At 58.1% G+C, this 25,152-nt stretch carries 23 protein-coding genes and 1 other RNA gene; 12 read left to right on the forward strand and 12 right to left on the reverse strand.

Annotated features, from left to right (window positions below; all coding sequences use genetic code 11):
• Positions 1–3: 3 nt before the first annotated feature.
• Entirely contained in the window at positions 4–939 is a 936-nt protein-coding gene (locus FNT36_RS02845; protein WP_144844089.1) for an isoaspartyl peptidase/L-asparaginase family protein, read from the reverse strand.
• Between the two features lie 257 nt (positions 940–1,196).
• On the opposite strand from FNT36_RS02845, the gene FNT36_RS02850 reads away from it, so the two are divergent.
• Together FNT36_RS02850 and FNT36_RS02855 are read left to right on the forward strand one after the other, a co-directional pair.
• Positions 1,197–1,625 (forward strand): DUF3127 domain-containing protein, encoded by a 429-nt coding sequence (locus FNT36_RS02850; RefSeq protein WP_144844092.1) that lies wholly within the window; start codon positions 1,197–1,199, stop codon positions 1,623–1,625.
• 187 nt (positions 1,626–1,812) lie between these two features.
• Complete coding sequence (locus FNT36_RS02855) at positions 1,813–2,439, forward strand: AlbA family DNA-binding domain-containing protein (protein WP_144844095.1); 627 nt, start codon at positions 1,813–1,815, stop codon at positions 2,437–2,439.
• 29 nt (positions 2,440–2,468) lie between these two features.
• On the opposite strand, the gene FNT36_RS02860 is transcribed toward FNT36_RS02855, so the two are convergent.
• Positions 2,469–3,644, reverse strand: a complete 1,176-nt coding sequence (locus FNT36_RS02860) for an acyltransferase family protein (RefSeq protein WP_144844098.1) — start codon at positions 3,642–3,644, stop codon at positions 2,469–2,471.
• A 326-nt stretch (positions 3,645–3,970) separates the two neighbouring features.
• A complete protein-coding gene (locus FNT36_RS25330; RefSeq protein WP_233635627.1) occupies positions 3,971–5,533 on the reverse strand; it encodes an alpha/beta hydrolase-fold protein in 1,563 nt (520 codons plus the stop codon).
• 174 nt (positions 5,534–5,707) lie between these two features.
• Here FNT36_RS25330 and FNT36_RS02875 point away from each other — a divergent pair, with 174 nt between their 5' ends.
• The 6 genes from FNT36_RS02875 (at position 5,708) to FNT36_RS02900 (ending at position 11,676) form a co-directional block, all read left to right on the forward strand.
• Positions 5,708–6,367: an alpha/beta fold hydrolase gene (locus FNT36_RS02875; protein ID WP_394348937.1), complete on the forward strand. Its 660-nt coding sequence runs from the start codon at positions 5,708–5,710 to the stop codon at positions 6,365–6,367.
• Positions 6,368–6,426: 59 nt separating this feature from the next.
• On the forward strand, positions 6,427–7,635 hold the full coding sequence (locus FNT36_RS02880) for an ATP-grasp domain-containing protein (RefSeq protein ID WP_233635628.1): 1,209 nt from the start codon (positions 6,427–6,429) through the stop codon (positions 7,633–7,635).
• A 129-nt stretch (positions 7,636–7,764) separates the two neighbouring features.
• Entirely contained in the window at positions 7,765–8,868 is a 1,104-nt protein-coding gene (locus FNT36_RS02885) for a carboxylate-amine ligase (protein ID WP_144844105.1), read from the forward strand.
• A 99-nt stretch (positions 8,869–8,967) separates the two neighbouring features.
• Positions 8,968–9,792, forward strand: a complete 825-nt coding sequence (locus tag FNT36_RS02890) for a type 1 glutamine amidotransferase (protein WP_144844108.1) — start codon at positions 8,968–8,970, stop codon at positions 9,790–9,792.
• Positions 9,793–9,891: 99 nt separating this feature from the next.
• The gene (locus FNT36_RS02895; protein ID WP_144844111.1) at positions 9,892–11,085 is read left to right on the forward strand and encodes a hypothetical protein; all 1,194 of its coding nucleotides are present in this window, start codon (positions 9,892–9,894) and stop codon (positions 11,083–11,085) included.
• Between the two features lie 96 nt (positions 11,086–11,181).
• Complete coding sequence (locus FNT36_RS02900; RefSeq protein WP_144844114.1) at positions 11,182–11,676, forward strand: YkvA family protein; 495 nt, start codon at positions 11,182–11,184, stop codon at positions 11,674–11,676.
• 70 nt (positions 11,677–11,746) lie between these two features.
• Here FNT36_RS02900 and FNT36_RS02905 read toward each other — a convergent pair whose 3' ends face one another.
• The 7 genes from FNT36_RS02905 to ffs all read right to left on the reverse strand — a co-directional run bounded on the left by FNT36_RS02905 (position 11,747) and on the right by ffs (position 16,835).
• Entirely contained in the window at positions 11,747–12,787 is a 1,041-nt protein-coding gene (locus FNT36_RS02905; RefSeq protein ID WP_144844117.1) for a Gfo/Idh/MocA family protein, read from the reverse strand.
• A 9-nt stretch (positions 12,788–12,796) separates the two neighbouring features.
• Positions 12,797–13,939, reverse strand: coding sequence for a DegT/DnrJ/EryC1/StrS family aminotransferase (locus FNT36_RS02910; protein ID WP_233635629.1), 1,143 nt, complete (start codon positions 13,937–13,939; stop codon positions 12,797–12,799).
• Between the two features lie 45 nt (positions 13,940–13,984).
• The gene (locus FNT36_RS02915) at positions 13,985–14,881 is read right to left on the reverse strand and encodes a glycosyltransferase family 2 protein (protein ID WP_144844122.1); all 897 of its coding nucleotides are present in this window, start codon (positions 14,879–14,881) and stop codon (positions 13,985–13,987) included.
• 19 nt (positions 14,882–14,900) lie between these two features.
• Positions 14,901–15,578, reverse strand: coding sequence for a cell division ATP-binding protein FtsE (locus FNT36_RS02920; protein WP_144844125.1), 678 nt, complete (start codon positions 15,576–15,578; stop codon positions 14,901–14,903).
• 6 nt (positions 15,579–15,584) lie between these two features.
• Complete coding sequence (locus FNT36_RS02925) at positions 15,585–15,788, reverse strand: fructose-6-phosphate aldolase (RefSeq protein WP_144844129.1); 204 nt, start codon at positions 15,786–15,788, stop codon at positions 15,585–15,587.
• A gap of 133 nt (positions 15,789–15,921) precedes the next feature.
• Positions 15,922–16,578, reverse strand: coding sequence for a fructose-6-phosphate aldolase (gene fsa, locus FNT36_RS02930; protein ID WP_144844132.1), 657 nt, complete (start codon positions 16,576–16,578; stop codon positions 15,922–15,924).
• Positions 16,579–16,738: 160 nt separating this feature from the next.
• Positions 16,739–16,835, reverse strand: an RNA gene (ffs, locus tag FNT36_RS02935) — signal recognition particle sRNA small type.
• A 187-nt stretch (positions 16,836–17,022) separates the two neighbouring features.
• On the opposite strand from ffs, the gene guaA reads away from it, so the two are divergent.
• Together guaA and FNT36_RS02945 are read left to right on the forward strand one after the other, a co-directional pair.
• Positions 17,023–18,576: a glutamine-hydrolyzing GMP synthase gene (guaA, locus tag FNT36_RS02940; RefSeq protein ID WP_144844135.1), complete on the forward strand. Its 1,554-nt coding sequence runs from the start codon at positions 17,023–17,025 to the stop codon at positions 18,574–18,576.
• A 167-nt stretch (positions 18,577–18,743) separates the two neighbouring features.
• Positions 18,744–19,463 (forward strand): type 1 glutamine amidotransferase, encoded by a 720-nt coding sequence (locus tag FNT36_RS02945; protein WP_144844138.1) that lies wholly within the window; start codon positions 18,744–18,746, stop codon positions 19,461–19,463.
• Positions 19,464–19,474: 11 nt separating this feature from the next.
• Here the strand turns inward: FNT36_RS02945 and dgt are convergent, their stop codons facing one another.
• Complete coding sequence (gene dgt / locus FNT36_RS02950) at positions 19,475–20,860, reverse strand: dGTP triphosphohydrolase (protein ID WP_144844141.1); 1,386 nt, start codon at positions 20,858–20,860, stop codon at positions 19,475–19,477.
• 112 nt (positions 20,861–20,972) lie between these two features.
• Here dgt and FNT36_RS02955 point away from each other — a divergent pair, with 112 nt between their 5' ends.
• Positions 20,973–22,514: a glycosyltransferase family 39 protein gene (locus FNT36_RS02955; RefSeq protein ID WP_233635630.1), complete on the forward strand. Its 1,542-nt coding sequence runs from the start codon at positions 20,973–20,975 to the stop codon at positions 22,512–22,514.
• A gap of 55 nt (positions 22,515–22,569) precedes the next feature.
• On the opposite strand, the gene FNT36_RS02960 is transcribed toward FNT36_RS02955, so the two are convergent.
• A complete protein-coding gene (locus tag FNT36_RS02960; RefSeq protein WP_233635631.1) occupies positions 22,570–23,253 on the reverse strand; it encodes a DUF1361 domain-containing protein in 684 nt (227 codons plus the stop codon).
• A gap of 140 nt (positions 23,254–23,393) precedes the next feature.
• Here FNT36_RS02960 and FNT36_RS02965 point away from each other — a divergent pair, with 140 nt between their 5' ends.
• Positions 23,394–25,124, forward strand: a complete 1,731-nt coding sequence (locus FNT36_RS02965) for an ABC transporter substrate-binding protein (RefSeq protein WP_144844151.1) — start codon at positions 23,394–23,396, stop codon at positions 25,122–25,124.
• Positions 25,125–25,152: the final 28 nt, after the last annotated feature.

Below are 25,152 nucleotides of genomic sequence, written 5' to 3' on the forward strand. Positions count from 1 at the left end.
AGCTTAATAGATAGCAATGTGCACCTCGCCGGCCATGTTGCGGCTGGCCCGGTACATGCCCTCCGAGTTAAAAGGCAACGCCAGGTTGCCAGCGGCATCCACGGCAATGAGGCCGCCCTCGCCACCCACCGGGGCCAGTTTGTCGTGCACCACCACGCGGCAGGCCTCGGCCAGCGATAAGCCCCGATACTCCATCAGGCACGCCACGTCGTAGCTGGCCACGGCCCGGATAAAGTACTCGCCGTGCCCGGTGCAGCTGATGGCACAATGCGCATCGGCCCAGGTGCCTGCCCCAATGAGGGGCGTGTCGCCGATGCGGGCGTAGCGCTTGTTGGTCATGCCGCCGGTGCTGGTGGCGGCGGCCAGGTGGCCGCGCTGGTCGCGGGCCACGGCCCCCACGGTGCCTTTTTTCCAGTTGGGGTCTAGCTTCGGCGGGTCGCTGGGGGTATGGTCGAGTTGCACCCGGCCGGCCGCGATGGCCTCTTGCAACTGGTCGTAGCGTTGCTGGGTAAAGAAATAAGCGGGCGGCTGCAGCGGCAGGCCGTGCTCGCGGGCTAGCTGGTCAGCGCCGGGGTAGGCCAGCAGCACGTGCTCGGTTTGCTCCATCACTAGGCGCGCCGCCCGAATGGGATTTTGTACCTCGCGCACCCCAGCCACGGCGCCCGCGCGCCGGGTGGCCCCGTCCATGAGGGCGGCGTCCATCTCGTGGTGGCCTTCGTGGGTGAATACTGCCCCCCGCCCGGCGTTGAAAAGCGGGCAGTCTTCGAGCGAGCGCACCGTGGCTTCTACCGCGTCGAGCGCCGGGGCGCCCTGGGCTAGCAAGTCGGTACCTAAGTCTAGTGCTGCGCGCAGCGCGGCGCGGTAATCGGCTTCTAAGGCGGGCGTCAGCGCGGCGCGGGCGATGGTGCCAGCCCCCCCGTGCAAGGCAAGTGCGAACATATTTTTAGCTTTTGGCCGCAAGAACGGGATTCGTGCTCATAAGCTTAGTGCGCGCCAACTACTTGGCTGCGAAACAGGCGCTGCCCTAGGTTATTATTTCAACTGTATTTATCAAATAATCAAGCAGATAATTAACGTTAAAAATTCAGGTTTTTTGCTACAAAACTGACTTTACCGAAACCAAAACCTAGCCGCCTTCGGTTTTTATTCGTAGGTTTGACCTCCCAATCCCAATTTTCTCTTAACCATACAATACGATGGCATACGACGTAACCGGCCGCCTGCACGAAATCTTTGACGAACAGCAGGTTAGCGATAAATTTCGCAAGCGCGAGTTCGTCCTGGAAGTCCAAGACGGCCAGTATCCCCAGCAAATCAAGTTTCAGCTGACTCAGGACAAAACCAGCCTCATTGACCCCTACAAAATGGGCGACGAGGTGAAAGTTACTTTCGACCTGCGCGGCCGCGGCTTCAACAAAAACGGCCAGATGCTGTACTTCACCAACCTCGAAGCATGGCGCGTTGAGCCGGCTGCGGCGGGTGGTGCCCCGGCCGGTGGCGGTGGTGGCTATGCCCAGCCTCAAGCCGCTGCTCGCCCTGCTGCTCAAAACCAGAATCCCAACCTGCGGGCTCAGCCTTCGGCTGCCCCCATCGCCAGTGACGACGACAACGACCTGCCCTTCTAAATCGCAGACTGTGTTAGGTTAAACGGACTTCACAGATACGCCCGCCTTAGGCGAGCTGATTGACAGCCGTTAGCTATTTGATGTGCCGCTTCCTACTTAGGGGGCGGCACATTTGTGTTTCGGCTTACGTTAGGATAAGCTACTAGAAAGCTCACAGCCAATAGCTGCTAGCTAACAGCTTATACATATGAACTTACGCGCACTTATCAGCCGGGGCGAGGGCGAGGAACTGGAATTTAAAAAGAAAACCACCCACCCTACCCGTATTTCGCGCACGCTGGCCTCGCTGGCCAATACCCGGGGCGGCAAGGTGCTAGTGGGCGTCGACGATGACGGCCGTGTGGTGGGCGTGCGCGACGCCGAGGAAGAAATGTTTGTGCTGCGCGAGGCGGCGGCGCACTACATCGAGCCGCCGCTTACTCTGCATTTTCGCGAGATAGAAACGGAGGACGACCGCATTGTGCTCATTGTGGAGGTGCCCGAAAGCCAGAACAAGCCGCACCGCGCTCAAATAGCGCCCGGCGAATGGCGCGGCTACATCCGGGTGCGCGATGAAAGCGTGCAAACCAGCTCGCTCACCGAAAAGCTACTGGAGCGCCAGCAGCCTGAGGCCCGCTTCGAAAAGCTGCCGCTTACGAAAGACGAGCTGCGCGTGCTGGAATACCTGCGCACCACCCCGCGCATCACGGTGGCCCAGTATACCAAGCTTATTAATGTGAGCCGCCGCCGCGCCTACCGTACCCTCATCAAGCTGACGCTGCACGGCTACCTGCGCTACCACGACAAAGAGAAAGAACCTTATTACACCCTCTAACCCATCTACAGTACCCTTACATTACTTACTCATACGCTCACTACTAAAGGCCTTTTTTCGCTAGGCGCGCGCAACAGCTTATGCAAGGGGTGCTCTACCCACTTGTAGAGCAGAATAGCTAGCAATGTATAAGCGCATAGCCTCGCTACCACATTGCCTGTCACGTAGACGCTGAAAATAGTATCCAGCGTACCTAGGTGAATTAAGTAGAACGCGTAAGAGCTCTTACCCAATAATTGCGCCGTTTTCGATTCGAGTATTCGCCGCAGCCAAGTTCGCTCGTAGAGCAGGCCCCATAGCATAATTGCAATTGGCAAAGGCAACATAATGTTGGTCAAGAGTCGATTTATGCTAAAGGCCACCCATGAGTTGATTGGCAGGCTACGCTCCAGCCACAGCAATAGCAGCAAACAGCTTACTATCCCCGCACAGCCCAGCAACGTGGTCGACCCGCCTCTGCTTACTCCTTGCGCCATCGGGCGCCGGTGCACCCACCACGCCAGCCCTATCCCGATTAAGAATTCCACGCAACGACCAAAAAATGTTTCGCTGAGCATAAAGCGTAGGTTAGCCATTAAGCCGTAGTGAGGCAGCCAGCGTTCACAAACGAGTACCAATAGCAAGCCGCTTAAAATGAATAATACGGGATAAGTATAGAACCATCGGATGCTATGCTTTAAGCCAAGCAGTAAGAACGGAGCGCTTAGGTAGAATGTCTCCTCGATGGTCAGAGTCCAGGCTGTGGGTACGCCCACAAAAACAAATTCGTTAAAAAAGGCTCGAACTAAGGTTAAGTTGGCCAAAATAATAACCGCTTTATCACCACTGCTAGAGGTGCTAGACCACTCATACCAAGTATGAAAAGGGTGCACCAGCATCACTGCGAATGTAAAAGCTGTCAGCAGAAAGTAGAGCGGGTAGATACGGGCAAAGCGATTCTGCACATAGTGTTTGAACCAGATACCAGTTAGCTGAACGCGGTCAAAGTTGCGGATGGCAATTAGAAAGCCGCTCAGCACAAAAAAGATACTTACCCCGATGTAGCCCTGCTGGGCGAGCCGTCCTGGCCACTTCAACCAAATAATTTGGACATCAGCAGGAGCTTCGGGCACGGCGTGAAAGAAGAAAACCAGGAGAGCCGCCACGGCCCGAATACCCGTCAACGCCGGAAAATAGCTTGCAGACTTGGAAGAAGTAGTTACCAATTGTTAAGCCGGTAGCTGTGTAAAATACTGCATATATACCTATTATACTTCATTACTCCTTTTAAACCCAATAAAAAAACCAGCTGGCTGCAACAGAATGGTTCCTGTTAGCAGCCAGTTGGCTTTTTCCAGTAAGTTGTGCAAAGTCCTAGAAGCAGGCTACTCTTGCTTGCGGGCGCGAGCAGCTTTTTTCTCGTCTTTTTCAGCCTTCTTCTCCTTCATAGATTTGGTAGGCTCTTTCTTTTTTTCCTTACGGGCGTCTTGTGCTTTTGCCATGAGTGAAAAGGTGTGTGGGAGGGGTAAAAGGAATCAAAAAAATCGGCATTCTAACGCAGTGGAGCAGCTAGTTGTTGTGCCGCGGTGTCGGCGGCAGGCAACACGGGCCAGTAGCGCTCACGCAGTATACCTAGGTGGTGCCGCTCGTGACCGGCCGTGATAAAGAGCAGGGCGCGCACGCTAGTAGCGCCTCCATTGGCGAGGCCCACGCGGTCGAGCTGCGCGGGTGTGAAACTGCTAAAAAGGGCCAGCGTAGCCGCCCGCACGGCATGATACTCCATTAGCAGGTCGCTCATCGGGCGGTCGTTGGCCTCGCTCGTAGCGGCATATTCGTTTTCATTGAAGCCAGGCAGCGACTGGGCATCGCCGCGGGCGAAACGCAGGGCCCGGTACGTAAAAATGCGCTCCGTATCAATGATATGTAGTAGCACCTCCTTAGGCGTCCACTTGCCGGGCGCGTAGCGCATAAATGCCTGCGCCTCGGTGAGGCGGGCCAGGTCGCGGTGCAGTTCGGCGGGCTGCTGGCGCAGCAGCGCGAGCGGGTCGGCGCCTTCCGGAATCAGGTCGAGGTAGCCTTGCGCGTAGGGCTGGTAGGTGCCGGGCGCGGGGCGGGCTGGGGTAGCAGTGGCAGGCATGGCGGCAAAGGTAGCCGCCCGCGCCCGGCCCTTGGCCAGATATCGAAACCCCAGGCGTGCGGCGCCAAGCGGCCGGCGGCGTAGATGGCGCTTGCCAGCCAACAGGTGCGCCCCTAGGTGGTGCTGTAAGTAATCACGGGTATCAACGCCCTCTACCCCAAAGGCCCAGCGCAAAAAATCGGGCATGATGGCGCCCCAGGTGTCTTGGTGGTGGTGGCCGCCGGGCACCTCTACGTAGCGCACAGCCTCGGTGGGCAGCCCCTGCTGGGCCAGCGTGGCCATCAGGTCGAGGGTATCATCTATCGAGTCGATGATACCGTTGTTGTTGCGGTCGCTGGTTTCATCGTCGGTGCCGGTTTGCAGCCAGTATTGCTGGCCGGGCCTAGGCGCCCGGGCACTTACCAAGCTGTGCATCAATCGGTCGGCATCGGTGTAGCCATCATTCAAGCCCCGGCTGCGCCACCAAAACGAGCCGCTGAACGAGCCCGCCCGCTGAAACGCTTCGGGGTGGTGCCAGGCTAGGTCGAAGGCCGTGAGGCCACCTAGGGACATCCCGGCCACTACCGCTTCGGCGGGGTTGGCGCTGGCGTGGTAGTGGGCCTGCACGTAGGGCAGCAACTCCTTGAGCACAAACTCGGTGTAGTGCCCGGCGCGGCTGCCGCGGCCTAGGTAGTCGGGCTGGGCAGCCACGCCGTACTCCTGCAGGCGGTCGGCGGCGTGCACTGCTACCAGCACAAAGGGATGCACGGCCCCGCGCTTATACAGGTAGTTGAGCGTGGCGGGCAGGCGTAGGCGCTGCAGGTCCTGGCCGTCGTTGAGGTACAGCACCGGGTAGGGCTGCGCGGCGGCCACGTCGAAGCCAGGCGGCAACACCACATCGAGGCGCACCACGCGGCCCAGCCGGATAGAGAATAAGGATTCGTCGCGCCGAACGGCCACGGTGGCCCCGCGCGGCGACTGAAAGCGGAATACTGCCATTATCTACGCAAAGAAACACGCCCCGCCCGCGTTTCCCAGAATTTTATCCAAAGTTGGCCGTTCAGATTTTCTGCTTAGTTTGCGGCCGGTTCCGGGGTGGGCTCCTTTCCCACCGGCACCTGCCCCTTGCACGAAGAATACCGCCGCTTCTACTCCCAGCACCTAGGCCTCGACATGGAAATGCTGGTTTTAGGCGACTACGGCTACCCCATCCTGGTTTTTCCGACCTCCAATGGTCGCTACTTCGAGGCCAAAGATTTTCACCTGGTCGACTCAGTGCGCTGGTTTATCGAAAACAAGCTCATTAAGCTGGTTTGCATCGACAGCGGCGACAAGTGGAGTTGGTACGCCAAGCACCTGCACCCCGGTACCCGCCTGCACAACCACAACCTTTATGACCGCATGATAAGCGAAGAGTTAGTGCCGCGCCTGCAGCAAGAGTGCCAGGTCGACAAGATAGGCGTGGCGGGCTGCTCCCTAGGTGGCTACCAGGCGCTTAACTTCGCCTTTAAGCACCCCGAGAAGGTGGCGCACCTATTTTCGATGGGTGCGGCCTTCGACATTCGCATGTTTATGGGCGGCTACTACGACGAGCAGGTGTACTTCAACAATCCGCCCGATTTTATGCCCAATGCTCAGAATGACAACTTTTACAAGATGAACATCATCTTGGGCACGGCCGAGCACGACTTCTGCAAGGATTCTAACTATCAGATGTCGGGTATTTTAGCCGCCAAAGGCATTCCGCACCGCCTCGATGTGCGCCCCAACGGCACCCACGACTGGCCGGTGTGGCGCGAAATGTTCCCGGAATACGTCTCTTCTATCTTTTAATAAGGCTGTTGCGTACAACTGCGCAGCTTCTCTCCCAAACACCCATTTCGTCTTCTCTCATGAAAAAAATAGGCATTCTTTTCGGCCAAGAAAACACGTTTCCGCAGGCTTTTGTCGACCGCGTCAACCAAAAAGCCGTTGATGGCATCACGGCCGAGTTTGTAAATATTACGGAAGTGGAGCAGGCTGTGCCCACTGACTATGCCGTTATTATCGACCGCATTTCGCAGGACGTGCCTTTCTATCGTGCCTACCTCAAGAACGCCGCCCTCACGGGTACGGCTGTGATTAACAACCCCTTCTGGTGGAGCGCCGACGAAAAGTTCTTTAATAATGCCCTCGCGGTGCAGCTCGGCGTGCCAGTGCCCAAGACGCTGCTGCTGCCCAGCAAGGCCCGCCCCGACGACACCAATGAGAACTCGTTCCGCAACCTGTCGATGTTCGACTGGCAGAAGGCGTTTGAGAAAATCGGTTTTCCGGCCTTCATGAAGCCCCACTCGGGCGGCGGCTGGAAAAGCGTGTATAAGGTGGACAATCCCGACGAAGCCTGGCGCGCCTACGACGAAACTGGTCAGCTCGTAATGCTGTATCAGGAAGCCGTTGAGTTCGATGACTATTTCCGCTGCTACTGCCTAGGTGGTAAGGATGTGCTCATCATGCCCTACGAGCCGCGCAATGCCTTCCATGAGCGCTACAAGACGGAGATGAAAACGCAGGGCGAGGCCGGCGAAAAGCTGCTCGCAACGGTAAAAGACTATACGCTGCGCCTCTGCCAAGGCCTGGGCTATGACTTCAACACCGTAGAATTTGCGGTGCGCGACGGTGTTCCAATCGCTATTGACTTTGGCAACCCCGCGCCTGACGCCGACATTAATTCGGTAGGCCCCGAAAACTTTGAGTGGGTGGTAGAGCACGCCGCGAACCTAGCCATCGAGCGGGCCCAGGCCCAGCAGCCCGGCCGCGACAACCTCACCTGGGGCACGTTTGTGCAGAAATCAGCTAGCCAAACCGTCATTGCCTCGACCGATGGCGCGGTGGAAGTTGGCAGCCCCGTGCATGAAACCAACGACCTAGGGGCCACTGGCATTCAAGCCGCAACGAAGAAGGCCGCGCCCAAAAAATCGGCTGCTCCTCAGCCCGTAGCCCCCGAGGGCGAGGTACCAACCGAGAAGCCCGCCGCTAAAGCCAAAGCGAAAGCTGCCCCCAAAGCAGAAGCCAGCGCCGAAAAGGCGCCCGCCAAACCCAAGAAGGCACCCGCTAAGAAATAACTGTTTTTCCTTTTTAGCTGCGTGAGAAAGGGCTGCCATCGCTGCTTGGTGGTAGCCCTTTTTGTGGCTCTTTGCTTCCTCTAGCGCCCTAGGGGTTTTTGCTTACTCATTTCTAGTCGCTGCCCACCTATGGCCCGGCCCGTTTTCACCCTCGGAATCGAAGAAGAGTTTCAAACCATCGACCCGGTCACGCGCGACCTGCGCTCGCACATGTCGAAGATTGTGGAGGACGGCAAAATCACGCTGCACGAGCAGGTGAAGGCCGAAATGCACGAGTCGGTAGTGGAAGTTGGCACCAATATTTGCCATAATATCGAGGAGGCCCGCACAGAGGTAATTCACTTGCGCCGCCAGGTGATAGAGCTGGCCGACCGCGTGGGCCTCAAAATAGCGGCAGCGGGCACGCACCCGTTTTCGCGCTGGCAAGACCAGCCCATCACGCCCGATGCGCGCTACGACAAAATAGTGGAGGAGCTGCAAGAGGCTGCCCGCTCCAACCTCGTCTTTGGCATGCACGTGCACATCGGCATCGAAAACCGCGACCTAGGCGTGTACATGATGAACGCGCTGCGCTATTTCTTGCCGCACTTGTTTGCGCTCAGCACCAACTCGCCGTTTTGGGAAGGCCGCGAAACCGGTTATAAATCGTTCCGAACTAAGGTATTCGAGCGGTTTCCGCGCACCGGTATCCCGGGCTATTTCAATAGCGCGTCTGACTACGACGAGTTTCTGGCGTTGCTCATCAAGACGGGCTGTATCGACAACGGCAAGAAAATCTGGTGGGACTTGCGGCTGCATCCCTTCTTCGACACCATCGAGTACCGCATCTGCGACATGATGATGCGCGCCGACGAAACCATTGCCGTAGCTGCCGTAATGCAGGCGCTGGTAGCTAAAATTTATAAGCTTAAGTGCCAAAATCTGAACTTCCGGCTCTACCGCAGCGCCCTCATTAAAGAGAATAAGTGGCGCGCCGCGCGCTACGGCATCAATGGCACGCTCATCGACTTTGGCTCACAGGAAGAGAAGCCGGCCCGCCAACTCATTCTGGAACTGCTCGACTTTGTCGATGACGTACTCGACGACCTAGGCAGCCGCCACGAAGTAGAGTATGTGCTTAAAATGTTGGAAATGGGCACAGGCGCCGACCGCCAGCTCGCCGTTTTTCACCAAACCGGCGACCTCACCAAAGTAGTTGACTACATTTTAAGCGAGACCACGCACGGGCTCTAAACAGCTTATGCGCTGCTTCAACGAACTTATTATTAATTTGCTACCGTTATTTTAAACAAGCCTTTTCTTATCGGGTTTATTAAGATTATTCATTAGCCTATGCCTACTTTCCGTATTGCCGTCCTGGATTTGTACAATAACACCCGCAATGAAGGGATGCGTTGTATCTACCAGCTTTTACGCCGCACCGAAGCCGCTCACCACGTAACATTTGCGGTTGACACGTTTAATGTCCGGGCTGAGAACCAGGTTCCAGGCCTCGACTACGACATCTACATCTCGAGCGGCGGGCCCGGCAGCCCCCTTCCTTCTACCGAAGCTTGGGAGCCGCTTTATTTTCAGTTTATTGACTCACTGCTGACTTACAATCAGACAGCTGAGCGCAAAAAGCACTTACTTCTGATTTGCCACTCGTTTCAGCTCATAAGCCGGCACCTAGGGCTGGGCGAGGTGAGCAAGCGCAAGTCTACTTCTTTTGGCGTGCTGCCGGTGCACCTTACGCCAGCCGGCGAAGCTGACCCGGTATTTGACCAGCTGCCCGAGCCATTCTACGCCGTCGATTCGCGTGATTATCAGCTTACTGACGTTGATGATGACCGCCTGGCCGAGTTAGGGGCTTCGGTGCTGTGCCTCGAGAAAGAGCGCCCCCACGTGCCGCTGGCCCGGGCCGTTATGGCCATCCGCTTCTCACCCGAGGTGCTGGGCACCCAGTTTCACCCCGAGGCCGATGGCGAAGGCATGCTACGCTATATGCTAACCGATGAGCGTAAGCAGCAGGTAATCACAGCCTATGGCGAAGATAAATACGACGACATGGTGCGCCTGCTCGCCGACCCCAATGCCATCGAGCGGACCGAAAACGTAATTATTCCCAACTTTTTGCGCCGGGCGCTGGCGCAGCTTGGCGAGTTGGCACTAGCCTAGGTCCCTTCTGCTATGCTGATTGCTAAGCGCTCTTAAGTCCATTTACTGGCGCGAACCTGACCGTTCGCGCCATTTTTTTGCTCGTCATTTCTTCTCCTTATGATTCCTGCTGCCCGCCACCTCTTCAACGCCGCTTTCACCCCCGAGAAATATCAGGAAATGCTGGCCGACATCGACCAGCAGCTACCGGGTCAGTTGGATTTTCGCGTGGCAGAAACGCCGGTTTTTGTGCCGGCAGGCTTACGCGACAAGCTCATTCAGGCGGGCCAGGATATCATCGATGTTATTCAGCAGCCCGATTTCAAGCAGCTCACCGAGCAGGCCATTCCTCCCCACCAACGCGTGCCGCATGAGGATGAGCACGCCGAATTTTTAACGTTTGACTTTGCGGTGTGCCGGGGCGCCGATGGTGACTTGGAGCCACAGCTCATTGAGATGCAAGGCTTTCCGTCGCTTTATGCGTTTCAGTCGTGGCTGCCTTCTATTTTTCGAAAGCACTATCCTATTCCCGAATCGGTAACTCCGTTTTTGGAAGTGGCCGATGTAGATGCCTACCACGCCGAAATGCGTAAATTGATATTAGGCGACGAGCAGCCGGAAAATGTCATTCTACTGGAGTTGTTTCCAAAGCTGCAGAAGACTCGGATAGATTTTATGCTGTCTAAGCAGTTCTGGGGCATCGAAGCCATATCGCTGCCCGACGTGCGGAAGCGTGGCCGACACTTATTCTATGAGAAAGACGGCCGGGAAATTTTAATCAAGCGCATCTACAACCGCATCATCTTTGATGAGCTAGTGCGCTACCCCGATTTGCACCCTGAGTTTAACCTCACCGACGATGATGTGGACGTGGAGTGGGTAGGCCACCCCAACTGGTTTTTCCGCATCAGCAAGTACACGCTGCCGCTCGTCAAAAGTGACTTTGCGCCGGCTAGCTACTTCTTGCACGAGCTGACAGAATACCCAGCCAACCTAGAGAACTACGTGCTCAAGCCCCTGTTCTCGTTTGCGGGCGCGGGCGTGCGGCTGCACGTGACAGCGGCCGACCTCGACGCGCTGCCCGATAAGCAGAATTACTTGCTGCAGCGCAAGGTGCAGTACGAACCAGTAGTGCAATCGCCCGATGGCTTGGTGAAGTGCGAAATCCGTCTCTTGTATAGCTGGCCTAAGACGAGCACCAAGCCAATGCTGCTCACTGGCTTAGCCCGTCTGAGCCGTGGTGAAATGATAGGCGTGGATTTCAATAAAAATAAAGATTGGGTGGGCGGCACTACGCCGCTGTTTGAGAGATAAGCTCAAGCAGTCTGCGTTTAGCCCTTAGGAGACTGGCAACTACAACGGTTGGCCCTGCGTATTGCCGGGCTAACCGTTCTTCTTTCGTCTCTCCTCATGTCAACTCTTGCTCAACGCGGCCTCGAGATTTCCAAAAACTTACTTTTCAGCAAATTTATCAGCCGCAGCTCTCGGCTACTCAGCAAGCCCCTCAAGGTGGCTGTTGTGCTCAACGAAGCCGCCGACAAACTAGCTGATAAGAACAGTAAGGAAAATAAATTTGTCCAGCTCTTCGAAACTGGCCACACACTGGTGCGCCTCGTGCGCAATTATGTCAGCGGCGAGTATCGGCAAATTCAAACCAGCACTATTGTTTCGGGCCTAGGTGTACTTCTCTACGTCATCTCCCCTATCGACCTAGTACCCGACTTTATTCCAGCGCTCGGCTTTCTCGACGATTTAAGTCTGATAAGCTGGTTTATCGGTAAGTTCCACGTGGAAATTACCAGTTTTCATGAATGGGAGCAAACCAGTGCACCAGCATTAGCGCACTCAGCCCCTGCTCAGAGCGACCGCTCGCTACCTGCCGTAGCCGAACTCGGTCATTCCTAGGGTATCAACACTAAAAAGCCGGCTACTCCTTGTAGGACACGATGTTGTCTTATAATGAGTAGCCGGCTTTTTAGTGAAATAGGCTTGGGCGTAGCGCGTAGATACGCTCAATCAACTCGACTACTTTCAAGCCATCTTGAGCATTGGTAATGACTTGGGCACCGCTTTGCACGGCCTGCACCACGTCGTCAATCACATAGCCGTGGTTGGCAGCCGAGCCTTGGTAGGTGCCGTAATTATTGGCGGCGTTGGTGGCGGGCAGGGTCGGCAGCTCATAGCCTTGCACATGGCAGTAGTCGATTTTATCTAGGTACTGCCCCCCTATTTTGAGTGAGCCGCGCTCGGCCACTACGGTCAGGGAGCTTTCGAGATTGCGGTCCCACACCGCAGTGCTGTAGCTGAGCGTGCCACTGCCGCCACGCACTAAGTCAAAGGTAACGAGCCCACTGTCTTCAAAATCAGTGACCCCTTGATGCACAAAATCTTGAAAGCGAGCGTTGATATTCGTGATATCCCCAAACACCCAGTATAACAAGTCAACGAAGTGGCTGAACTGCGTAAACAGCGTGCCGCCATCCAGCGCCTGGGTGCCCCGCCAGCCGCCCGGTTGGTAGTACCGCGCATCGCGGTTCCAGAAGCAATTGAGTTGCACCAAAAAAACTCGACCTAGGTAACCGTTTTCATATAGCTGCTTAAGCCAGGCCGCGGGCGGCGAGTAGCGGTTCTGCATCACTCCAAAGACCAGCTTGTTAGCTTTTTGCGCCGTTTGCAGCACTAATTCAGCGTCGGCAGTACGCAGGGCTAGAGGCTTTTCAATGACAACGTGCAAGCCGTGGCGCACGCCAGCCACAGCCTGGCTAGCATGCAAGCCATTGGGCGTAGCTATGGTAAGCACGTCAGCGGCAGGCCCTTGCGCAACATACGCTTCTAAAGATGTAAAGAAGGGTACCCCCGGGAACGTAGCAGCCAACGCGGGGCGTAGTTCTGCTTGCACATCGACCAGGGCCACCAGCTGCGCCTCGGGGTGGCGGGCCACCAGCGTGGCGTGGCGGTGGCCAATATGGCCTACCCCACAAATAACGAAGCGAACTTTAGCTTTTGAATAAGTCACGCGCGAATATCAAACTGCGAAGAAAGCACGCGTGCTGGCTATGATGTAATCGAGCTGCGCGCCCGTCAGCCCCGGATGCAGCGGTAGCGATAGCACCTGCTGGCACAGCTGCTCGGCTACCGGAAACTGGCCCGCCCCGTACCCTAGGTAGGCGTAAGCCGGCTGCTGATGCACAGGCAGTGGGTAGTAAATAGCGCTCGGAATAGCGTGCTGCGCCAAGTGCTGCCGCAGTGCCTCGCGGCGGCCATCTCCTTCTATACGAAGCGTATACTGGTGAAAAACGTGGCTGCTGCGCGGGTCGCGAGCAGGGATGTGCAGGCCGGGCATGTCGGCTAGCCCAGCATCATAGCAGGCACCTAGGGCTTGGCGGGCCGCCTGCGCAGCTGGCAGGTGCCGCAGCTTTACGCGCAGCAGGGCCGCTTGCAGGGTATCAAGGCGCGAATTTAGGCCAATGTGCTGGTGGTCGTATTTCTGCGCTTGGCCGTGGTTGGCCAGCCGCTGCAAGAGGCTGGCGTGGGCCGCGTCGCGAGTAAAAAGTGCGCCGCCATCGCCAAGGCAACCTAGGTTTTTGCTTGGAAAGAAGGAAGTAGTACCGACCTTCCCTACTGTGCCAGCATAAGCAGTCTTGCCGCTAGCAAAGGTAAAAGTAGCCCCTAGGGCCTGGGCATTATCTTCTACCAAGGCAACACCAGCCGCCGAGCAAATTTTCGCTAAATCTTCTAAATCAGCGCATTGCCCAAATAAATGCACAGCCAACACGGCCCCAGTACGCGGTGTGAGAGCTGCCCGAACCGCCGCTGGGTCGAGCATAAAAGTGTCGGGGCGCACATCGGCCAGTACTGGGCGCAGCCCTAACAGGGCTACGGCCTCCAGCGTGGCAATGTAGGTGAAGGCCGGTACAATAACCTCCGCACCCGGTGGCAGCCCTAGGCTGAGCAGCGTCAGTGTAAGAGCATCGGTGCCGTTGGCGCAGGGCACCACATGCGCCCCACCCAGCCAACTACCTAGCTCGTTGGCAAAGGCCTGCACCGCTGGTCCCTGAATAAACGCGGCCTCCTGTGCAGTAGCTCGCCAAGCAGCATCCAGTTCCGCTTGGTAAGACGCGTGTTCGGCCGCAAGGTCGAGTAGCGAAATAGGAGCGGGTGGCAGCAAAGCAGCAAGTAAAAAACAGTAGACGCGGCCAAAGATACTGGCCAGTTAGCGGCCGCCCCCTTCTCGCAATAGCCAGAGCAACTTAAGTGCATCTAACGCTTTTAGAGAGGGTCTCGTACTAAGTAAGTTACGCCGTAGCAGTGGCTCACCCAGCGTTAGCGCTGCCTGCAAGGCGGCGGCTAAGCGGGCCCGCTGCAGGCGCCGAGCCGCCTGAACCAACCGGCTACTTGCGCCTAAGTTATCTTGGCGCAGCAGCTGCGCTAGGTTACGCACGGCCTGCTCCGATTTCTCGAGGAAAGCAGTGGCCGTTTCCAAACCGGCGTGCATAATGGGGTTGTCTAGGTGATGGATTGGTACGCCCGCCGCCGCAAGCTGCCAGCCTAGCTTCGTATCCTCGTGGCCGTAGCCACGCAAGCGCTCATCAAGTGGAAACTGTTGTAACAGTGCTTTTTGAATCAGTAAATTATTTATTAACAACTGGTCGTAGGCCGCAGCTTTGCGCTGCGCTAGGGGGCGAGCTTCGCGTTGGCGGCCATATAGCCACCGCAGCCGCAAGCCAGGCTCGGCCGGTGCCTGGTCGGCATAGCGTACGCCTCCTGCTACTACTGGCGCCTGGCTGCTGGCTGCGGCGTAGCGAGCTAAGTAGTGGCTAGCTGTCACTTGCCCGGTGTTGTCGAGCAATAATACCCATTCGTATTTAGCCTTGGCTACTAGTTGATTGCGCACTGTTGCGCGGCCTACGTTGGCGGCTAGCTCTTGGTACACTACCCTAGGGAGCGTCGCTAGTAGTCGATTTGCCACCCGGTATTTTTCATCCGAGCCATCGTCAAGTAGTCTGATTTCGGTAGGGCCCGGCCAGTCGGGCAGCTGCGCTAGCAGCGCGTGCACCAACTCTGATACGTCACGATTAAAAATCGGAATCAGAATGGATAAACCAGCCATGAGCAGACGCCGCGAAGCGCTATTTCCGGCCCGAATCTAGTAGCTGCCCGCCCTGGCACGTGAGCACGCGGTGCGGAAACCTATCAATTAGCTGGAAGTTGTGCGTAGCCATGAGCACGGCCGTGCCCGCGTGGTTTATCTCCGTAAACAACTCCATGATACCATCGGCCACCTCGGGGTCTAGGTTGCCGGTGGGCTCGTCGGCGAGTAGTAGCACAGGCTCGTTGAGCAAGGCGCGCGCAATAACTACGCGTTGCTGCTCGCCACCCGAAAGGCGGTGTGGCATGCGGTTGCCCACCCCACTAAGGCCTACTTGCGTGAGCACTTCTTGGATGCGCTGCTGCTTACGCGCTTTGCCACTCCAGCCGGTAGCGTTCAGCACAAATAACAAGTTTTCAGTTACGGTCCGGTCGGATAGCAACTGAAAATCCTGAAATACGATACCTAGCTTGCGGCGCAGGTAGGGCACTTTACCCGCGGGTAGCTTGGCTAGGTTAAATCCAGCGACCTCGCCGGTACCCACCAGCAGCGGCAAGTCGGCATATAAGGTCTTGAGCAGCGACGACTTGCCCGAGCCCGTGCGCCCCACTAGGTAGGCAAACTCACTCTTGGCCAGCGCAAACGTGACGCCCGCCAGCACGGCGCGCTCCTCCTGGGTCACGGTTGCATCGCGCAGCTCTAGAATCGGCTCGGTCATAGTCTTTTAGAGTTCGAGCTTACGCAGCTTGCCAAATTCCAGCTCCGAGATGATGGCGGCCAGCGGCACTTCCTGGCCTTCGAGGCCGTAGCGGTGCAGGTCTTTCAGCGGGCGGTCGGCCCGGAAATAGGCAATCAGCACGAATTGCTCGTCGCGCAGCTGGATGTAATCCGGAATTTTGGCCTTGCCTTTTACTTTGATGATATACACGCTCTACCTAATTAAAAGTACTGTCATTGCGAGGAAGAACGACGAAGCCATTCATCCTCAGGTGCTAGCTAACGTCCGCTAAGCTAAAAGGAAAGATGGCTTCGTCGTTCCTCCTCGCAATGACAGACTATTTTTAAGCGTTTACTTTCTTGTGGTCGGCCAGGAAGGTAGCCAACCCTTTGTCGGTCAGCGGGTGGTTGAGCAGCCCGGTAATAACGTTGAGCGGGCACGTTACGACATCGGCCCCTAGCTCGGCGCACTGAATGAGGTGCGGCACGTGGCGCACGCTGGCAGCCAGAACTTCGGTGGCGTAGCCGTAGTTGGCAAAAATCTCGATAATCTGGGCAATCAGACCCAGGCCATCGGCGCCGATATCATCGAGGCGGCCCACGAAGGGCGACACGTAGGTAGCGCCCGCCTTAGCGGCCAGAATAGCCTGCCCTGCCGAGAAAATAAGCGTGCAATTGGTGCGAATACCCTTGTCGCTGAAGCATTTGATAGCTTTTACGCCATCTTTAATCATCGGTACTTTCACCACGATATTGGGGTGCAGGTCGGCCAAGGCCTCCCCTTCGCGGATGATGCCTTCGAAGTCGGTAGCAATCACTTCGGCCGATACGTCGCCGTCTACAATGTCGCAGATGGCTTGGTAGTGCGCCATCACGGCATCGGTGCCCCGGATGCCTTCCTTGGCCATCAGCGAAGGATTGGTGGTAACACCGTCGAGCACGCCTAGGTCTACGGCTTCTTGAATCTCGGCTAGGTTGGCCGTATCGATGAAAAACTTCATTTGTAGAATGTTAGCTAGTACCGGCTGGCTGCTAGCCTTTTTGTAAAGAACCTGGTCGTGGCTTTAGCGCTTTTGCCAAAAACAAAACCGGCCCAAAGCTACGCGCCGACTGCCCAAAACCGGCAGGCAAACGCGGCTCTAGGCCGGTTGGAAAAGACAAAAAAAAGCGAGCCAAAATCGCACCGCTCAACCACCTACCCTTGCTGCCTTCCGGCCCTGGGGGAGTTCAGCAGGAGCTGGTCGTTCTGACTCGCCGGTGCAAAGGTACAACCATCTAGCGCAGATTCGTACGCTTTTTCCTTTTTTAAGGCCAATGAACCGCATTAGAAGACCTAATGCACAGATTGTCGGGCAGAAATAGTTAGCGGCACCTTCGCAAGTAGCGGGGGCTATTCGGCACCTAGGGCTACCAGGCGGCCCTTTTGGGCCCTACCTTTGTGCCCCATGCAGCAGATTCTAATTCTAGACTTCGGCTCGCAATACACGCAGCTCATTGCCCGGCGCATTCGCGAGTTGCATGTTTTTTGCGAGATTCACCCCTACACCCACGCCCCCCAGCTGGCCGCGCGCATTAGCGCCGGCGACGACAGCTTGCGGGGCGTTATTCTTTCGGGCTCGCCCTGCTCGGTGCGCGATGCCGACTCGCCCAACCCCGACCTAAGCGGCATTCTGGGCAAAGTGCCTGTACTGGGCATCTGCTACGGCGCGCAGTTGCTGGCGCAGCAGGGCGGCGGCGAGGTGCTACCAGCCACCATTCGGGAGTATGGCCGGGCGCGGCTAACGTCGCTGGAGGAAGCCTCGCCCCTACTCACTGGCCTGCACCTGGATACGCAGGTCTGGATGTCGCACGGCGATACCATCAAGACCCTGCCGGCCGAGTATAACATCATTGCCAGCACGCCCGAGGTGGCGGTGGCGGCCTACCAGTTGCCTGGCCAGGATACCTACGGCATCCAGTTTCACCCCGAGGTAACGCACTCGACCGAGGGCAAGCAGTTGCTGGCCAACTTCGTGGTCAATATCTGCGGCTGCGACCAGAGCTGGACGCCCGAGCACTTTGTCGACTCGATGGTAGAGGCCCTGCAAAACACCGTCGGCCCCGACGACCAGGTTATCCTAGGTCTGTCGGGCGGCGTGGATAGCAGCGTAGCGGCGCTACTGCTGCACCGGGCTATTGGGCCGCGCCTGCACGGCATTTTTGTGGATAATGGCCTGCTGCGGCAAGATGAGTTTGCTTCGGTACTGAAGGCTTATGAGGGCCTAGGCCTGAACGTGACCGGCGTGAATGCCGCACCCGAGTTCTACGCCGCGCTCGCTGGCCTCACCGACCCCGAGCAGAAGCGCAAGGCCATCGGCCGGACGTTCGTGGAAGTGTTTGACCGCGAGGCGCAGAAGGTAGAGGGCGCTCGCTGGCTGGCCCAGGGCACTATCTACCCCGACGTTATCGAGTCGGTATCGGTGCACGGCGGCCCAGCCGTGACCATCAAAAGCCACCACAACGTGGGCGGCTTGCCCGAGAAGATGAACCTCAAAATCGTGGAGCCGCTGCGCATGCTCTTCAAGGATGAGGTGCGCGAGGTGGGCGCCACCCTGGGGCTACCCGCCGACATTCTCAACCGCCACCCCTTCCCCGGCCCCGGCCTGGGCATTCGCATCCTCGGCGACATCACGCCCGAGAAGGTAGACCTGCTCCAGCGCGCCGATGGCGTGTTCATCAACCTCCTCAAAGAGCGCGGCCTTTACGATAAAACCTGGCAGGCCGGCGCCATGCTGCTGCCCATCCAGAGCGTGGGCGTGATGGGCGACGAGCGCACCTATGAGCGCGTGGTGGCCCTGCGCGCCGTAACCAGCGTAGATGGCATGACCGCTGACTGGGCACACCTACCCTACGACTTCCTGGCCGAGGTGAGCAACAAGATTATCAACCAGGTACGCGGCATCAACCGCGTGGTGTACGATATCAGCAGCAAGCCCCCAGCAACGATTGAGTGGGAATAGTTAAAGCGCGTGCAGCCGCTTAATTAAGCTTTGACCAGCAGTTTTAATCGTCTGTCATGCTGAGCTTGCGAAGCATCTTATCACGTTAGGTTACTACATCTAACTAACCTGACATGATAAGATGCTTCGCGAGCTCAGCATGACAGGCGTTTTTGCTTTTTTACTTTATGCGTTGGCACTGCCTCCAACATTTACCCGACGAAGGTCCTGGCTACGCCGCTGAGTGGCTGGTGGCGCACGGCCATACGCTCAGTTTCACGCGCCTATTTGAGCCTAATCCGGTTTTCCCGCCTTTAGCCGATTTTGATGGTTTACTCGTCCTTGGTGGGGCAATGAGCGTGCATGATGAGGAAAACTTCTCGTGGCTGCGCGCCGAAAAAGCGTTTTTGCAGCAGACATTGCGAGCAGGCAAAATCACGCTGGCCATCTGCCTAGGTGCGCAACTAGTGGCACAGGCCCTAGGTGGCGAGGTGCGACCCAACCCCGAGCCAGAAATTGGCTACTGGACGGTGCGCTTTTCGGCCAAGGCTCTCACCCACCCGCTGCTGCGCGGTTGGCCCGACAAAGCCACCGTGCTGCACTGGCACTTCGACACATTTACAGTGCCGCCGGGCGCACTGCGCGTGGGTATGTCGGCTGGTTGCGCGGCTCAAGGCTTCGTGTGGGGCGATGGCATTATCGGCCTCCAGTTTCACCCTGAGATGACGGAGGCGATGGTCGAAAAGCTGATAGCTTTTGAGGACCATGAAGCGGCCGAAGAACAAGAATTTGTACAGACCGCGAACCAGATTCGAGCTAAACTAAAATCGGGCTGGAAAGGACGAAGGTTGCTGGAGGCACTGTTAGCGAATATGGTGGCCTTGCACGAGGAAGAAGCCATTTTCTAGCAGAAATAACTTTAAAACCCTTTCGGCAATTCAATGCCCTTAATTGTCTTATACAAGCTTAGGGCGTGCTGGTCGGTCATGCCGGCTACGTAGTCGGTAAGCAAGAGAATTTGCTCATAGGCCGACGCGCCGGCTTGCGGGCCGATGGCGCGGTACTGAGCCGGCAGCAGGTCGAGCAGCTTGCGCGAGCGGTGGTTTTCCTTCTTGTCGAAAATGGCGCACAGAAAGGCGTCGAGTAGGCCGCCGAGCACCTCGAAGCCGGCCGCTTCGATTTCGAGTACTGGGCGCGAGCGGTAGAGCTTGGCAATGCTGAGGCGCTGAATCTCTTGCAGATACTCGTAGCCGCTCAGCTCTTTTACCAGCGAGGCATCGTAGGTGCCCCCTAAGATGGCGGGCGCATGCTGGGCAAAGCGGGTAGCGGTTTCATCGACGAGCTGGCCGATGAGCGTGGCGCGCAGGTAGCCGAGCTCCTCCTGCCAGTCGCGCCAGTGCAGGCCGCTGCTGCCGCTGCCTTTGGGGCGGGCGTTGGGCGCGGCGGCGCGCAGCTCGCGCAGCAGCTCTAGGCCGCGCTCGTGGTCAATGAGGCCGAGCTTGAGGCCGTCTTCAAAGTCGATGATGCGGTAGCAGATGTCATCGGCCGCCTCCACCAGAAAGGCCAGCGGGTGGCGGTGGTAGAAGCCAGCCACCGGGTCTTTGGGCCGCAAGCACAACTCCTCGGCCACTAGCTTGAAACGCGGGTTTTCCGCTTGAAAGTGACCGTATTTCTTCTCGCTGGCGCCACCTTGCTTTTTCTCGGCCTCGACTACCGAGGGGCGCGGGTACTTGGTAAACGCGCCTAGGGTGGCATACGTGAGCCCCAGCCCGGCCGAGCCGCTGCTGAGCGCCGCATAGGTGTGCGTGAGAATGCGGAAGCCCGCTGCGTTACCCTCAAAATGCTGTAAGTCACTTTGCTCGGCGGTGCTGAGCCCGGTGATGAAGCGCTCGGCCGCTCGACTAGCAAAGTAGGCCGAAATAGCATCCTCGCCCGAGTGGCCGAAGGGCGGGTTGCCAATGTCGTGGGCCAGGCAAGCCGAGGCCACAATGTCGCCGCAGTCCTGGGCGAAGTCGGGCAATTCATCTGCGATGCTTGGGTCGCCTTCGAGCACACGGCGGGCCGACAGGCGACCTAGGGAGCGGCCCACGCAGGCTGTTTCGAGCGAGTGCGTAAGGCGAGTGTGCACGAAGTCGGTCTCGGGCAGCGGCATCACCTGGGTTTTACGCTGCAAGCGCCGGAAGGCCGACGAGAATACGACGCGGTCGTAATCAGCGAGGTAGGGCGAGCGGCCGGGCATAGGCACCTCGGCGGGACGGTCGGGGTAGCGACGAGTGGAAAGCAGGCGAGACCAGGACGTTGACATTTAACAGGTATCAATAAATAAGGAGTAGAAAAACAAAGAAAGGTCATGCAGCGAAGCAGCTCGCTGCATGACCTTTCTTTGTTGCCCTGCCTCTCTCCACTCACCTTCTGCAATGAAACACCGATTGCCCCTGCTATTCTCCCTGCTCAAAATCATCTCGGGCCTGCTGCTGGCCGGCTACGGCACCTACGAACTGCAACGCGATGAGTACCTGTACCTCGACTACGGCCGACACCTGGCCTGGGGCTACATTGAGGTGCCGCCCCTCACAGCTCTGCAAAGCTGGGTAACGTTGGCATTGGGCGGGGGCTTCTTTTGGGTGAAAGCGTGGCCGCTGCTCTGGGGGGCGCTCACTATTTATGTGGTGGTGCGGCTGGCACAGCGGCTGGGTGGCGGGCCGTGGGCGCAAGCGCTGGCGGGGGTGTGCTATCTCACCACTGCCTACGGCCGGGTTAACCTGCTATTCCAACCCAATGCTTTTGAGATATTCAGCTTTACGCTAGCCACTTACTTATTAGTGCGGCACGCACAGCCTGACGGCCGCCCCAGGCACCTCTACGCCCTAGGTATCGTGCTGGGCCTGGGTATTCTCAACAAATACACAACCTTTTTCTTCGGAGCGGCCGTGCTAGGGGCGCTGCTGCTTACGGCCCCGCGCACGCTAGGGCGGCGGCCCGTGTGGGTGGCGGCGGGGCTGGCGCTGCTAGTGGCGGCCCCTACCCTGCTGTGGCAGGTGGCCCACGGCCTACCCTTCCGGCACCACATGGCGCTGCTGCACGACCAGCAGCTGGTAAACGTGACGCCAGGCAATTTCTGGCAAGAGCAGGTGCTCATGAACCTGCCGGCGCTGGTGGTGTGGGTGCCGGGGCTAGTGGCAGCGTTGTGGGGCCGGCCCGCGCCGGCAGCTCGCGCGGCCGGGCTGGTATACCTAGGCGGTATGCTGATTCTGAATATCTTGCACGGCAAAGCCTACTACGGCCTAGGTTATTATCCGGCGCTATTTGCGGTGGGTGCCGTGTGGTGGCAGGCCCGGCTGGCGGCTCGGCCTCGGCTGCGGGTGGCGCTACTGGGGCTACCGCTGGTATTATTGGCGCCACTGCTGTTTATTATTTATCCACTGCTGCCGCCACCTCGTATGGCGCGCCTCGGTCAAACTCCTACTTTTCAGAAGCTGGGCCTCAACCGCTGGGAAGATGGCCAGGTGCACGCACTCCCTCAGGACTTTGCTGACATGCTGGGCTGGCGCGAGCTGGCTGATAAAACCTGGCAGGCCTACCAGGCCCTACCCGACTCAACCCGTGCCCGCACCCTCATCAAGTGCGACGACTACGGCCAAGCTGGGGCCATCAACTACTACAATCGAGGCCGCCAGCTGCCCGCCGCCACCAGCTTCAATGGCAGCTATTTGCACTGGTTTCCAGCCCAGCCACCACGCCCCTGGCGGCACATGCTGCTTGTGGGCGAAGGCCACCCCGAAGAACTAATACCTTATTTCCAAAGCTTGCGCAAAGTGGGCGAAATAACCCATCCGTACGCCCGCGAACGTGGCGAAACTATCTACCTAGGCACTGGCCCCAGCCCGGCGCTGCTAGCCCGCGTGCAGGCCGAGCGGCAGCAGGAACTAGCAGCTTGGGAAGGAGGACTGGGGCGGTAATACTACCCTTGCTACGGATAAATTCTCCGCTAAAGAAAATTTGATTTTTTACTACTTATCCCTCCTGCTCAATTGCCGTTTCCACGCGCCCTAGCAGGCGCACAGTAGCGTAGCCAATCAGTAGAAAGGCCCAGAAAACGACGGTCACGCCCCAGGTCTGCCAGTTATGGAAGGGGTGCAGGAAACGCTGCACAATATCGTAGAACAGGGTAAACGGGTTGCTAAGAATATCCCAGGAGTTGAAGCGCAAATACCGACCTAGGTACACCCCAAACGCGCTGAGACCCAATGCCACTGTGGCAAAGCCCCAGCCCGCCACGAAGCCCAGCCGCTGCCGCACCAGCGTGTGCATATCCATGAGCGAGGAATAAGCCAGCATCAGGCCGTTCCAGGCGCAGGACATGATAAGCGCGAGGTCATACCAATACGGCACGCCGGGGCGTGGCTCGAGGTGAAAAAGGTCGGTGACGAGGTAGGGCGCGTTGGGGAAGAAGAGCAACCACACTGCACCCACTGGCAGCAGCAGCCGGGCCTTAGGCCGGTGGGCGGCCAGGTGAATGGCCGCGCTCAGCGCAAAGGGAATAGCGGCCAGAAACAAATTCCAAAGCAGGAAAACAAACGTCAATTGCTGCGTGAGCAGTACCCGCACCGCCACGAGCACAAAGCTTAGGGCCAGTGACAAACCCAGCGCCAGCAGCAGCGGCAGGCGGTGGCGCAGGGCAGGCATCGATAGAGGCATGGCAAGGGACATGGGCACAGTGTTAAAGAGTGAATACGCTAAAGTAGAGCGCCGAGGTGAGCAAGTTGCGTGCCGGCCCCCTCTCGGTGGCACGTACCTTTGCGGCAGCTAACGCGGCTACCTAGCCGTTTCAGTATCGCATGACTCATTTTTATCGGGCCGTTCCTTCGTCGCTGCGGCGGCTCCTGCTGCTATGGCCCTGGGCCCTGCTCAGCCTGAGCGCCGCCGCGCAGGGCCAGCTTACCCGCTACCAAACCGCTAAAACCCAGCTCGACCAGGGCCACTACGCCGTGGCCATGCAAGAGCTGCAGCCCCTGACCCAGCCGGTCAACCACTTTTCCAAGGCCCCCGACGCGGCCTACCTCTACGCCGTGGCCGCCACCCGCCTCGGGCAGTGGGCCGAGGCCGAGCAGATGCTTAATCTCATCCGCAACCAGTATCCTACCTACGCGGGCCTCAACGAGGTGCTGTACCTGCAAGGCCAGGTGTCGTTTGAGCAGGGCGACTACGACACGGCACTGCGCACCCTAGGGCAGCTGCCTGCTGAGCAGTATGCGGCGCTGCGCGAGGCTATGCAGGCCAACTACTTAGCCAAGCTAAAGGACCGCGCTGTTTGGCAGCGCCTGCGCCAGCGCTACCCCCAAAGCAAGCTCGTGGGCCGACTCTACGCCGACTTCTTGCTAGCTAGCGCCCCTCTTCTTGATGCCGACCGCCAACAGCTCGACGCGCTAATCACGCAGTTCAAGCTTGAGCGCAGCCGCTACACCGCCGTGCTAGCTACGGCGCCAGCGGCACCTAAGGCCTTGCCCCGCAAGGGCACTTACAACATTGGGGTGTTACTGCCTTTCGAGCTGCAAGACAATACATGGCAGACACGTCGCAAAAACCAGTTCGTAACCGACCTCTACGCCGGCCTGCGCCTGGCCCAAGACTCCTTGCAGCGCGCTGGGCACCCGGTGCAGCTATTTGCATACGACACGGGCGCCGATACGCTCACCCTCAAGTCGGTGCTGACGCTGCCCGAACTCGCGGGCATGGACATGATAGTCGGGCCGGTGTACAAGTCGGGCGCCAAGCTAGTGGCTCGCTTCGCCCGCGAACACCAAATAGTGTGCATCAACCCGCTTTCGCAAGATGCGAGCCTTGTGCTGGATAATGCCTACCACTACCTCTACATGCCTAGCGCGGCTACCCAGGGCCGGCTGGCGGCGCAGTTTGCGGCCACGGCCTTCGGTACCGGCCGCCCAGCCATCTTGTTGCACGAAGACGCGAAGGACGACAACGAGTTTGCCTTAGCTTACCAGGCAGCTTACGAAGAAGCCGGCGGCAAAATACTGACCTCGCGCGCGTTCCGGCCCGACGACCCAGCTAGTCTCACCGCCGCCTACACGGGCCTCGATCTAGCCAGCGCCAGTCACCTCGTGGTGGCGTCGGATAACCGCAAGGCTGGTCCACCCGCTTTCGCGGCCCTAGGTACGGTGCCCAGCGCTACCCGCCCGGCGCTGCTGGCACCCGGCGAATGGCTCGATAATCCTAGCCTGGGCGCCGGCCAGCTCGGCGGCCCTAGCGTGTATTACTACCATCCCAAGTACTTCGATGCGCAGCGCCCGAGCTATCGCCGCTTCCGCCAGCTGTACCTAGCCAAGCAGAACCTGCCGCCGTCCAGCTTTGCTAGCCAAGGCTTTGAGCTGCTGCTGTTTTTTAGCTCTGCGCTTCAGCAGTTTGGGCCGGCCTTCCAGAGTGCGCTGGCGACCGCGCCCCCGCAGCCGGGCGCCATTTTCGAGGGCTTGTCCTACCCCGGTGGCGCCCATGACAACCAAGTGGTGCCAATTGTAAAACTCAGTAATCTGGAATTTCAACTCGTGCGCTAAGCGTTGATGATACATCACCCCAGCGCTT

This window comes from Hymenobacter setariae (assembly GCF_007713685.1).
GTDB classification, from domain to species: Bacteria; Bacteroidota; Bacteroidia; order Cytophagales; family Hymenobacteraceae; genus Hymenobacter; species Hymenobacter setariae.